At 68.4% G+C, this 14,255-nt stretch carries 1 protein-coding gene (cut by both window edges); it reads right to left on the bottom strand.

The whole window is internal to a non-ribosomal peptide synthase/polyketide synthase gene (locus WFK36_RS02090) on the bottom strand: the coding sequence, 39,879 nt in all, runs 15,630 nt past the left edge and 9,994 nt past the right edge, and what appears here is coding positions 9,995-24,249 (codon 3,332, partial, through codon 8,083, complete); the first complete codon in reading order (the gene reads right to left) occupies positions 14,251 to 14,253. Both codon boundaries (start and stop) fall beyond the window edges.

Below are 14,255 nucleotides of genomic sequence, written 5' to 3'. Positions count from 1 at the left end.
GCGCAGCACAGCCGGCAGGTTGTACACCGGCGACTCCGGTTCGAGGCGGTTGATGAACCACATGCGAGTCTGCGCGAACGACAACGGAATCACATCCGGCCGCGGGACCACAGCGGTCACCGGCGGCAACGCAGCCACACGACCGGCGAGGGCGCCCACGAGCTCCCGCACCGTCGGCGTGTCGAACACGTCACGGACGGATACCTCGACGTCGAGCACCTCCTCGACACGCGCGGCGATCCGGGTCGCCGAAAGCGAGTTGCCACCGAGTTCGAAGAAGGACGACGTCACGCTGATCTCGGAGAGTCCGAGGATCTCCTCGAACAGTCTCGCGACCTTGCGTTCGGCGTCGGTCGACGGGGCGACCATCTCATCGGCTGTCGCGGCGAAGACCGGCTCCGGCAGAGCACGGCGGTCGAGTTTGCCCGCGGAGTTGAGGACCACGTCGTCGATCAGCATCCACACGGTGGGACGCATGTATTCGGGTAGTGCCGCAGCGATCTCCGCCTGGACCGCATGGAGGTCGACGGTCGATGGCGACGCGTACGCGACCAGGTGTTCACCGCCGCCCGGCGCGCTGGCGACTGTCGCCGCAGCGTGCACCACGCCGTCCGCTCCCGCGATGACCGACTCGATCTCGCCGAGTTCGATCCGCTGGCCGCGGAGTTTGACTTGGAAGTCGGTTCGCCCGAGGTACTCCACCTTGCCGTCGCTCGTACGACGCACGAGGTCACCCGTGCGGTAGAGGCGATCGCCCGGGTCGCCGAACGGGTCGGCGACGAACCGTTCCGCGGTGAGGTCCGGGCGGCCCGCGTATGCGCGAGCGAGCTGGCGTCCGCCCAGGTACAGCTCACCTGGCACACCCTGCGGGACCGGCCGAAGTCGCGCGTCGAGCACCAGCAGGGAGGTGTTCCACACGGGGTTGCCGATGGTGACGAGTGCCGGCGCATCGGATACGTCGTCCCAGCTCACCTCGACCGCAGCCTCAGTGGGGCCAAACAGGTTGTGGATCTCGACATGAGGAAGAAGTCGGTGTGCGGCGGCGACCGTCGCCGGGGGAAGCGCTTCTCCGGAAGCGAAGAGCCACTTGAGTGAGGTCAGCGAACCGAGCGTCGCCGCGTCGACGACGTCGAGGAACACCGACAGCATCGACGGCACGAAATGAACAGATGTGGCCGACGACGTCGCGATGAGCGACGCGATGTACCTCGGGTCAGCGTGACCGCCCGGCGACGCGACCACCACGGCCGAGCCTGCCATGAGCGGACCGAAGAGCTCGGGCACGGACACGTCGAACGTGTACGGCGTCTTCTGAACGATCCGATCTCCCGCCGTCCACGCGAACGCGGACAGACCCCAGCGCAGTCGGTTGAGCACGGCACTGTGGGAGACCGTCACGCCCTTGGGCTGCCCCGTGGAACCCGAGGTGAAGAGAGTGTAGAGCGCCGTGTCCGGCATGATCGTTCCGCGGCGCTCGGAGGCTGTGACGGGACTCGACGTGAGGACGGGGCCCGACGAGTCGACGCGGACCATCCGGATGCCCAGTTCAGCAGCGGCGGAGACCGCATCGACCGGTGACGCGGTCGAGTCGACCAGGAGCACTCGCGCAGCGGACGTTTCGAGCATGAACCGCACACGGTCGGTCGGTGCTTGGGTGTCGATCGGCACGTACTGTCCACCCGCCGTGACGACCGCATGCACGGCGACGATCATCTCGACGCTCCTGTCCATGCACACGCCGACTGCGACGTCGGGTCCCACGCCTAGGGCGATGAGGTCGCGGGCGAGGCTGTTGACGCGGTCGCCGAGTTCGGCGTACGAGACTTCCCGCTCCTCGAACATCACCGCGGTCGCGTCGGGAGTCTCGACGATCTGAGCTGCGACGGCGTCGGCAACCGACTCCTCAACGATGTCGACGACCGAGCCGCTCGCCGCGGCGATCAACGCATCCTTCTCATCCGCGGTGGTGAGATCGATATCGACGAGGTCCGCGTGCGGGTCTGCGGCAACATGGTGCAGCACACGGACCACTGCATCGACCAACGTCTGAGCCTGGTCGCGGTCGAACGCGGACGGAAGGTACTTGATCTTGACGACGTACCCGTCCTCGTAGGGCGCCGTCAACATCGTCAGCGGGTAGTGCGTCGCGTCGCTGAACTGTGCATGGCGGATATCCAGTCCGCCGGTCAGCGCCGCATCGGCCGTCGACAGCGAGTCGGCGTCGACGGGGTACGACTCGTGGACGGTGAGAGTGTCGAATCCGATCACGGCGTCGGCTGCAGCCGCAATCTCCGGAAGTCCCAGGTGCTGGTGATCGAGCACCGACACCTTGTCGTGCTGCAAGGCCGCGAGTGCGTCGCCGATCGACTTCGACGGATCGAGGTCCACGACGACTGGAAGCGTGTTGATGAACAGTCCGAGCATCGAATCGACACCGGCCAAGTCACTCGGCCGGCCTGACACCGTCTCACCGAAGGTGACGACCTGGTTTCCGGTGAGCCGTGACAGCAGGACGCCCCAGGCGAACTGGAGAACTGTCGCGAACGTGACACCGTGCTCACGAGCCGCCGCCTCGACGGCACCGGAGGCCTCGGCGTCGAGAACAACTCCGACCTCCTCCGGCTGACTGTCTGCCGTGACTTTGGCGTCGGTGGTGACGAGTGTCGGCCCCTCGACCGCGCTGAGGAGCTCCCGCCAGGCCTGGACGCCTGCCGCCCGGTCTCGCTCGGCGAGCAGTGCCAGGAAGTCCGCGAAGTCGCCAACCGTCCCGACCGACTGCTGAGCTGTGAACGTGTCCCCGGTGGCGTAGAGGGCGAGCAGATCCGCCATGGCGAGCGGGCCCGACCAGCCGTCGAGCAGGATGTGGTGATTGGTGACGACAAGCGTCGCGACGCCGCCGTGACGCACGAGCACAACACGCAGGAGAGGCGGTGATGCGAGGTCGAACGGCCGAAGACGTTCGGCGTCCCGGATCTCGTCGATGGCTGCGGCGACCGATTCGGGTGCGGCCTCGCCGAGGTCGATCTCGGTCCATCCCGGCTCGACGATCGGATCGACCACGGCCACGACTTCACCGCTCGGGACCGGCACGTAGCCGGATCGAAGAACTCGATGACGTGCGAGCAGCGCACGGGCCGCGTCGTGGAGCCTGTCGGTGTCGATCCGACCGCCGAGTTCGAGGACGGTCTGCACGACGTACACGTCGACGGCATCATCACTGGTGAACTGCGATTGGAAGTACAGGCCACGCTGCAGGGGCGCAAGCGACCAGATGTCCGCGCCGGGGTGGGCGGCGGAGAGCACATCGAGGTCGTGTTGGGTCAGTCGCGCACCCGGAACGTCGGACGGTGACAGGCCGAGGGCGGTGCCGTCGTCGACGATGGCGGCGGCCGCGGCGAGTTCGTTCTCCCAGCGGCGTGCGATGTTGCGTACGTCGTCCGCGTCGAGCACCGCGTTCGGGAAGCGGAAGTCGGCCCAGACGGCACGACCGTCCGCGCTCGACGACGTGCCCGCATTGATCGTCAACGCGGCCAGTGACACCATGCCGCCGCTGACAGTCGCGGGGAAGGCAGGCGAGTCGGTGCTCATGAAAGGCAGTTCGACCGCCGGCGCGGGAGAGCCTGCTGTGCCCGCGCCGAGGAAGTTGAACAGGATCGACGGCAGTGGACGCTGTGCGAGGTCGGTGTCGGCGAGGTAGCGGAGCAGACCGAACCCGACTCCGGCGTCGGGCCTTCCGAGACGTTCCTCCTTAGCCGCCTTCATCGCGTGGACGACGTCGGTGGACGGGTCGACGATCATCGGCGCGATCGTCGTGAACCAGCCGACGGTGCGTGACAGGTCGGCGCGATGGGGCCGCGGCCCGGTCGCGAGGAGTTCCTCGGTACGACCGTGCGCTTCGCGAAGCACTCCGACGGGCCCGTGGTCGGCGATTCCGCGGTCGTTCTGCCATCCGCGGACGGCACGCGCGAGCGCACCGAGCAGAACGTCGTCGACGCTGCCGCCGAGGGCCTCTGGCACTGCGCCGAGGATCTTCTCGGTGAGCTCGACAGGCAGGGTGTGAAGGACGTTCTCGGCGGTCGCCTCGCGGTCGCGCGTCCGATCGAGCGGACTTCCGAACGAGGTCGGCGCAGTGGGCACTCGATCGAGCCAGTACTCCACCTCGGAGTTCCGGTCATGGGCCTGGTCGGCGAGAGCCGCGGACCACGCACGGGCGGAGGTGCCCTCCGGGCGGAGATCGAACGACCCCGTCTCGGTGAACTGCGCCCACCCGGTGACGAGATCTTCGATGACGGACTGCCACGACACGGCGTCGACGCCCAGGTGGTGGATCACCAGGACCACCCGGCCCGCACCACTCGGATCCACGACGTGGACGGCCTGCACAAGTGCGCCGGCCGCCGGGTCCAGTCGCCCGGCTGCTCCCGCGTGCGCCCGCAGGAGCTCTGCGTTGTAGTCGGCCGTGCCGACCACCGCGTCGACCCGTTGCTGCGTCACCGCTGCGGACGGGGCGAACTCAGTGCCCGCTGTCAGCTCCCACATACCGGACGCATCGCTGAGCTGCGCAGACAACATCGGATGTGCGGTCACGACCGCATCGAGGAGTCGTTCGAGATCGGCCCGATCCAGATTCTCGGGTGCGGTGACGACGGCGGTCTGAGAGAAGTCCGCGAAGTCGCTCGGAGTCTCGGCGTGTTCGATCATCCACGACACGACGGGTGGGATCACGGCAGCGCCGCGGCCCGCACCGGGCAGTTCCGGAAGCATCGGGGCCACTGCTGCGCCGGCGCCGACTGCCACCGCCATGTCGCGGACGGTACGGTGCTCGAAGATCTCGCGGGGCGAGAGGTCGAGTCCCGCGGCACGCGCGGCGGACGCCAACTGAATCGACATGATCGAGTCGCCGCCGAGCGCGAAGAAGCTCTCGGTGACACTGACCTTCTCGAGTCCCATGACGCCTGCGACAACCGCGGCGAGACGTGTCTCGACATCGCCGACTGGGGCGACGTATTCGGCCTCGTCGACCGTGAAGTCGGGCTGCGGCAGAGCGCGGCGGTCGATCTTGCCCGCCGAGTTGAGAGCGATGTCCTCCAGAACCGTCCAGACAGACGGCCGCATGTACTCGGGCAGACGATGCGCGACGGCGTCGCGTACCGCATCGAGGTCGACGGTGGCCGGCGAGATGTAGGCGACGAGGTGCTCCGCACCGGTCGGCGCCGTCGCAACGGTGGCCGCAGCGTGGACCACGCCGGGCGCAGCCGCCAGCACGGATTCGATCTCCCCGAGCTCGATGCGCTGACCACGCAATTTCACCTGGAAGTCGGTGCGTCCGAGGTACTCGATGTCGCCGCCGGATGTCCTGCGCACCAGGTCGCCGGTTCGGTACAGGCGCGAGCCGGGCTCGCCGAGCGGATCTGCGACGAAGCGTTCGGCCGACAGTCCCGGCTGCGCGGCGTAGCCGCGCGCCACCTGGGCTCCGCCGAGGTACAGCTCACCGGGGACGCCTTCGGGCACAGGCCGCAGACGCGCGTCGAGGACGTGGGCGGACGTGTTCCACACGGGCCGACCGATCGTGACGAGCTCGGGCGCGTCGGTGACGTCTGCCCAGGTGACCTCGACTGCGGCTTCTGTCGGTCCGAACAGGTTGTGGATGCCGACGTTCGGCAGCGCGCGATGTGCGCGAGCAACAACGGCCGGAGGCAGTGCCTCACCGGAGGCGAACAGCCATTTCAGCGACGTGAGACGGTCGAGCCGCTCCTGTGCGGTCACGTCGAGGTACACGGCCAGCATCGACGGCACGAAGTGCACGGACGTCGCCGCGGACTGCTCGAGCAGGTCGGTGATGTAGTCGGGATCGGTGTGCCCGCCTGGGCGGGCGACGATCACTGTCGCGCCGGCGACCAGCGGTCCGAACAGTTCGGGCACCGACACGTCGAACGTGTACGGCGTCTTCTGGACCACTCGGTCGTCGTCCGACCATGCGAACTCCGCCAGGCCCCACCGCAGCCGGTTGAGGATTGCCCGGTGGGACACGGTGACGCCCTTCGGACGGCCCGTGGAGCCGGAGGTGAACAGCGTGTACGCCGCGTTGTCCGGCCGCAACGCCGACACGCGTTCGGAGTCTGAGACCGGTGGCGTCGAATCGTCGACGGGACCTCGCGCGTCCACCCTGATCAGGCGTGCGCCCGACTCCGCCGCGGCGAAGACGACGTCGGTGACCGGGTTGTCTGCCGCGACGAGGAGGACCCGGGCCTGTGACGTCTCGATCATGTACCGCGCGCGGTCGGTCGGCGCGGCGGTGTCGACGGGCACGTACTGGCCGCCCGCCGCGATCACCGCGTGGATCGCGACCATCATCTCGACGCCGCGGTCGATGCAGATCGCGACGGCGGTGTCCGGTCCGACGCCCGCTGTGATGAGGTCGCGCGCCAGGGTCGACACTCGTGAGCTGAGTTCGGCGTACGAGACACTCCGCCCCTCGAACTCGACGGCCGTCGCGTCCGGTGTCCGTTCGATCTGGGCTGCGACGGCGTCGGCGAGTGTCGAGTCCGCGACATCCACTGCCGGTCCGACGCCGCCGGCGACGGCGGTCGCCCGATCTGCGTCGTCGATGATCGGCGCATCGGCGATCGCCGCATCGGGATCGGCGCAGAGTCCGTCGAGGAGTCGGACGAACCGACTGCCGAACCGGTCCATCGTGGCGGCGTCGAAGAGATCTGTGGCGTATACCAGAGTTCCGACCCAGTCGGACTCGGGAGCCGCGGCGACGTGGACGGCGAGGTCCAGCTGTGCCGCGATCGACGGCGGGTCGACAGGTTCCACGGTCAGGCCGCCGGGCGCCTCGATGACGTCGCCGGCGCGCTGCTGGTCGAGACCGAGCATCACCTGGGCCAGCGGCGCGAACGCCTCGCTGCGGACGGGGTCGACGGCGTCGACGATCACTTCGAACGGCACGTCGGCGTTGCCGAACGCATCGAGATCGGTGACTCGGACCTGTGCGAGGAGCTCGGCGAACGACGCAGTCGGGTCGATGCGGGACCGCAGAACCAACGTGTTCACGAACATGCCGATCAGCGGATCGACAGCAGCTTGTCCACGACCGGCGACAGGGGTGGCGACGGCGATGTCGTCGGTCGCGGTGAGACGCGACACGAGCACGCTGAGCGCTGCGTGCAGAACCATGAACGGGGTGGTGCCCGTGGTCGACGCGATCGACTCGATGCGCGACGCGAGCTCCGCGGGCACAGTGAACGACGAATGAGCGCCCGACTGCGACGCGGTCTGCGGGCGTGGACGGTCCGCAGGCAGATCAAGGACGTCCGGAAGTCCCGCGAGCTGTGTCCGCCAGTAGTCGAGTTGTCGTCCGGCGACGCTCGTGGTGTCGGACGGGTCGCCGAGCGACTCGTGCTGCCAGATCGCGTAGTCGGCGAACTGCACGTCCAGCGGCGAGAACGGCGCACCCGCGTACGCGGTGAGGACGTCGGTGATCAGCGGTGCGGTCGATTCACCGTCTGCCGCGATGTGGTGTGCGACGACGGCGAGCACGCACTCGTCGGCGGAGACGTGCCAGATGCGCACACGCAGCGGCCAGTCGACGGTGACGTCGAATCCGGTTCCCACAGCGGCCTCGAGCTCCGCGCGGCTCGCGACGACCTCGAAATCGAGCTTCGCGGCGATGTCGCCGACCGGGTGGATCACCTGGGCGGGTGTTCCGTCGACGGACGGGAACGTGGTGCGCAGGATCTCGTGGCGTTCGACCAGCGCCACGAACGCGGCACGCAATGCCGTGTCGTCGAGGCGCCCTCGCAGCCGCATCACCGACGGGATGTTGTATGTCGCGACGTCCGGGTCGAACTGGTTGATGAACCACATGCGCTGCTGGGCGAACGACAGCGGGATGTGCGCGGGACGCGGCGACACGGCGGTGACCGGTGGAAGTGCGGGCGCCAGGCCCGCGACAGCGGTGGCCAGTTCTCTGACCGACGGCGCATCGAACACGTCACGGACTGAGACGTCGACGCCGAGCGCCTCCCCCACCCGCGCGGCGATCCGAGTCGCGGCGAGCGAGTTGCCGCCGAGATCGAAGAACGACGCGGTGACCGACACGGTCTCGAGGCCGAGGATCTCGGCGAACACCTGCGCGATGGTCGCCTCGTCCGCAGTGGCGGGCTCGACGGCGTCGACGGTCCCGAACTCGGGTTCGGGCAGTTCCCGGCGTGCGACCTTGCCTGCCGAGTTGAGCGGCATCGCGTCGATGCTCACCCAGTGCGTCGGGCGCATGTACTCGGGAAGCGCCTGGTCGACGGTGGCGATCACCGCGTCGAGATCAACGGTCGACGGTGCGATGTAGCCGACGAGCACCTGTCCTGCACCGGTGTTGACGACGGTCGCCGCAGCGTGGACGACACCCGGAGCCGATGCGACGACGGCCTCGACTTCGCCGAGTTCGAGGCGCTGGCCGCGCAGCTTCACCTGGAAGTCGGTGCGGCCCAGGTATTCGATACGGCCCGCGTCCCACCGGACCAGGTCGCCGGTGCGGTAGAGGCGGTCGCCGTCCTCGCTGAACGGATTCGCGACGAACCGCTCGGCGGTGAGGTCGGCGCGTGCGGCGTAGGCGCGCGCCAATTGGACGCCGCCGAGATACAGCTCTCCCGGAACACCTTCGGGGACCGCCTGAAGACGGTGGTCCAGGACCCATGTGGTGGTGTTCGCGACGGGTCGGCCGATCGGGACCACGTCGTCCGACGGTGCCACCCGGTGCGCCGTCACGTCGACGGCGGCCTCCGTAGGCCCGTAGAGGTTGTGCAGCTCCACGTTCGGCAACGCCGCGAACAGCGGCGCCGCGGCCGCCGCCGTCAACGCTTCGCCCGAGGTGAACACCAGGCGCAGCGACTCCAACGTGCTCAGCGACGCTCCGACGACGTCGTTGAACGCCGACAGCATGGACGGCACGAAGTGAACGACCGACGTGCCCGTCGACCGGATCAGGTCGGCGACGTAGTCGGGTTCACCGTGTCGCCCCGGCTCGGCGATCACGAGTTGTGCGCCCACTATCGCGGGCAGGAACAGCTCCCACACCGACACGTCGAACGTGATCGGCGTCTTCTGCAGGAACACGCTGTTGTGGTCGATCGGGTAGTCGTCGCGCATCCACACGAGGCGGTTGAGCGCCGCTCGGTGCGTCACCGTGACGCCCTTGGGGCGCCCGGTGGAGCCCGAGGTGAAGAGCGTGTACATGGCCGAGTCGGGGCGGATCGGGGCGCTCCGCTCGACGTCGGTGACCGGCGGAGTGTCCAGGTCTACGTCGGTGGTCTGCTCCACGCGGATCAGACGTGCGCCTGCCTCGGCGGCGCCGACGATCACATCGGAGACCTCTGCGGGGTCGCTCACCAGGAGGGTCGTGGCGCCCGCCGTCTCGAGCATGTAGCGCGCGCGTTCGGCCGGTGCGTTCGTGTCGATGGGCACGTACTGTCCGCCTGCCACCACGATCGCGTGGATGGCGGTGAGCATCTCGACACTGCGGTCGATGCACACGCCGACCGCGACGTCGGGACCGACGCCTTCGCCGATGAGGCGGCGCGCGAGCACGTTGACGCGGGCGCGGAACTCTGCAGACGAGACCTCACGGTCGCCGAAGACGACCGCGGGACGCGCGGCGTCGACGGCGAGTCCCGCCTCGACTGCCTCGGCGACGGACGCTCGGCCGTCCGCGGTGAGCAGACTGGCGACGTCGGGCTCGGATTCGACGATGCGCTGCACGTCCACGACGTGTCCCTCGGACGCGTCGGACAGCGTCCAGAGCTCGGCGTCGGTCACGAGGTCGACGTCGCCGACCGGACCGTTCACATCTCGGAGTGATTCGCGGAGGATCGTGGTGAGGCGGGCCACGAACAGTTCCACGGTCGCCGGGTCGAACAGGTCGCGCGCGTAGACGACCTGGCCATGCCAGTCGCCGACGCCGCGGTCGCTGACGGTGATCGTCAGGTCGCGCTGGGCGGGTAGGTCGGTCAGCATCACCGGCTCCACGGTGAGGCCGGGAAGCGACGTGGCGCCCGATGCTCCCGATACACCTTGTTCGAAGGTGAGCAAGACCTGGGCGAGCGGCGCGAACGCCTGCGATCGGGTCGGGTTCACCGCTTCGACGACGGCCTCGAACGGCACGTCGGCGTTCGCGAGCGCGTCGAGGTCGGCGGCGCGGACCTGGTCGAGCAGGTCGGCGAAGCCCCTCGCCGTGTCGACCGAGGTGCGGAGGATCAGCGTGTTCACGAACATGCCGACCAAGCCGTCCAACTCGGCCTGACCACGGCCGGCGACCGGTGTCGCCACAGCGATGTCGTCGGTGGCCGACAGTCGGGCGAGGAGCACGGCGAGCGCCGCGTGCAGGACCATGAACGGGGTGGCGCCGCGCTGCGCGGCGACGTCGGTGATCTGTTTCGCGAGGGCCTCGTCGATCGCGAAGTCGACCACGGACCCGACACCGGACGCGACGGCCGGACGGTGCCGGTCCGCGGGCAGTTCGAGCACGTCGGGAAGTCCGTCGAGCTGCTCGCGCCAGAACCCGAGCTGGTCGGAGACCACCGACGAGGGATCGGTGGCGGAGCCGAGCACGTCGTGCTGCCAGATCGCGACGTCGGCCATCTGCACCGGGAGCGGCGAGAAGACCGGCGCGACGCCCTGCGCCCGTGCCACGTAGGCGGCGAGCACGTCGGCGACGAGCGGCGGCATCGATTCGCCGTCTGTCGCGATGTGGTGCACGATGACGGCGAGGACGCCGTCCGCGGGTGACCATCGGACTCGCACCGGCCAGTCGGTCGTCACGTCAAAGCCGGACGTGATCGCCTGCTCCACGCCGTCCCGATCGACGATGGCGAAGTCGAGTCTCGCAGAGATCTCGGCGAGGTCGTGGACCTGCTGGCGCGGTTCACCGCGATGCGACGGATACGTGGTGCGAAGGGTCTCGTGGCGTGCGACGACGTCGGCGAGCGCAGCGCGCAACGCGTCGACGTCCAGGTCGCCGGTGATCGCCAGCAGCGCCGGGATGTTGTACGTCGCGGTGCCGGGTTCGAGCTGGTTGATGAACCACATGCGGGTCTGCGCGAACGACAGCGGGATCACGTCGGGACGCGGGACCACAGCGGTCACCGGCGGCAACGCTGCGGCATTGCCCGCCGTCGCGACGACCAGATCCCGCACCGTCGGAGCCGCGAACACATCACGCACCGACACCGCAGAGCCCAGCACGTCCGCCGACCGCGCCGCAAGACGCGTCGCAGACAACGAATTGCCGCCCAGATCGAAGAAACTCGTCGTCACACCGACCTGCTCGAGACCCAACACCTCCGCGAAGACAGCGGCGACCGCGGCCTCACGAGAATCAGCAGGTGCCACGAACTCCTCGTGCACGTCACCGACATCAGGCACCGGCAACCCCGCACGATCGAGCTTGCCGTTCCCCGTCAACGGCAATCCGTCGACGGCGACGACCAGGTCCGGAACCATATAGGCCGGGACAGCACGCCCCACACTCGCCCGAACGGCCGACGAATCCAGTTCCGCACCCTCACCGAGCACCACGTACCCGACGAGCTGCTCCCCGCGGCCCGCCATCTCCACCACCGATGCCGCAGCACCGGTCACGCCGGCCGCGGTCAGCATCGCGGCCTCGATCTCGCCGTACTCGATGCGATAGCCGCGCAACTGCACCTGCGAATCGCCGCGACCCAGATACACGACATCGTCGCCGACGCGCTTAGCGAGGTCACCGGTCCGGTACATCCGCGACCCGTCCGGGCCGAACGGATTCGCCACGAACCGCTCCGACGACAGCCCCGGCCGATTCAGATACCCCTGCGCCAGCTGACCACCGGTCACATACATCTCACCGACAACACCAGCCGGCACCGGCCGCAACCGCGAATCCAAGACGTGCAAGCCCAATGACGCCAACGGACGACCCACAAACGAAGGGTCGTCAGCACGAACAGTCGCCGGATCGAGCTCACGGAACGTCACATGCACCGTCGTCTCGGTGATGCCGTACATGTTCACAAGGACCGCCGGGTCGGCGGGGAAATCGTCGAACCAACGCCGGACGTACTCGAAGTTGAGCTCCTCGCCGCCGAAAACGACATACCGCAACGCCAGCTCCAGCGGGCCGGCCTCCCGACGAGCCTGCGCGAACTGGTAGAACGCCGACGGAGTCTGCGACAACACCGTCACACCCTCGTCCGCACACAACCGCAGGAACGCGACCGGATCCCGCGCCAGCAGACGATCCACGATCACCAGGGCGCCACCGGAGAGCAGCGGCCCCCACAGCTCCCACACCGAGAAATCGAACGCGTACGAATGGAACATCGTCCACACGTCAGACGACCGGAAATCGAAGTCGCCGGCCGCCGAGTCCATCAACGTCACGACGTCCCGGTGCGTCACCTCCACGCCCTTGGGCCGCCCCGTCGAACCGGACGTGTAGATCACGTACGCACGTGCGTCCGCCGAGACCGGCGCCGCGGCGAACGAGACACCTGTCCCCTGCGACACCAGGTCGTCGACCGAAACGACAACCACCTGCGGCGGAAGCGACAACCACAGATCCAGACCAGCCGTCTCACCGTCGACGATCACCGCTGACGGCAACGCATCCTCCACGATGAACCGCAGACGATCCTCCGGATTGGTCGTGTCCAGCGGCAGGTACCCCGCACCCGCCTTGAGGACACCCAGGATCGACGCCGCGAGGTCGACACCACGACCCGTCGCCACCGCGACGAGATCTCCCGGAAGGACACCGGTGGCCCGCAACGACGCTGCCACCGCCGACGACCGCGCATCCAACTCCGCGTAATCCACCGACACAGACCCGTCCGACACCGCACGATTCGCACCGAACGCGACAACCGAGTCGGCGAACAGATCCACCAGACTCCGACCCGCATTCACCGTCGACACCACCGGCGCAATCAACGAATCGACATAACCCGACTGATCAGCCAGACCAATCGACACGACGAGTGCATCGGGATCGGCCACCACAGCTGCCAGAATCCGACGCAACGCCTCCACGAAGACCTCCGCCTGCGCGTCGTCGAACGCCGACGGCAGATACTTCAGCTTCACCTCGATGGATGCGCCCGCCTCGCCGGTGACCAGAGTCAGCGGGTAGTGGGTCGCGTCGACCACGTCGACACCGTCGACGGTCAGCCCGCCGAGGTCTCGTCCGGTGAGCGACTCGGTGTTGACCGGGTACGACTCGTGCACGGCGAGCGTGTCGAACAACTGTCCGCCACCGGTCAGCGACAGCAGTTCAGGCAGACCGAGGTGCTGGTGGTCGAGCACCGAGACCTTCGCCGCCTGCAGACGGCTGATCACGTCGGCGATGGACGCGGTCGGGTCTACGTCGACGACGACCGGAAGCGTGTTGATGAACAGGCCGACGATCGATTCGACGCCGGAAAGGTCGGCGGGGCGTCCGGACACGGTCTCACCGAACGCGACGGTCTGCGTGCCGGTGATGCGCGACAGCAGCACTCCCCACGCGAACTGCAGGACCGTCGACGTGGTGACGCCGCGCCGGCGTGCGAACTCGCCGATCTCGGCGGTGAGCTCCTCGTCGAGCAGGACGGATCGATCCCGCGGGAGGTCAGCCGCGGTGGCCTGCCTGCCGGGAGCGACGAGAGTCGGGTTGGTCGCTCCCGCGAGCACGGGCGCCCAGGCCGCGAGGCCGTCTGCCTTGTCGGCCGTCGCAAGATAGGCCAGATAGTCGCCGAAGTCGGCAGTGACGCCGGTGGTCTCGGTGAACGTGCCACCGGTGGCATAGAGCGCAAGCATGTCGGCGAGCACCAACGGTCCCGACCAGCCGTCGAGCACGATGTGGTGGTTGGTGACGATGAGGTGCCGGCTGTCGGCGCCGTTCACCAGCACGAAGCGGATGAGCGGCGCATGCGACAGGTCGAACGGTTTCACCCGCTCGGCGGCGGCCAGCGCCTCGACGCTCTCGGGGCCGCCGTCGACCACGGTCCACGGCACGTCGACGGTCTCGGGGACCACCGCTGCGACGGCGCCGCTCGGAGTCCGGAGGTACGACGATCGCAGCACCGCGTGGCCCGCAAGCAGTCCGCGAGAGGCGTCCTGCAGCCGTTGCACGTCGACGTCGCCGCCGAGCGTGATGACGGACTGCGCGACGTACACGTCGACGGCGCCCTCATCGCGGCCTGCTTCGGCGAGCTCGGCCTGGAAGTGAAGGCCGTGTTGCAGCG

Origin of the sequence: Gordonia malaquae, assembly GCF_037148075.1 — a bacterium.
Classification (GTDB): Bacteria; Actinomycetota; Actinomycetes; order Mycobacteriales; family Mycobacteriaceae; genus Gordonia; species Gordonia malaquae.
This window is presented reverse-complemented; position numbering and strand designations above follow the sequence as displayed.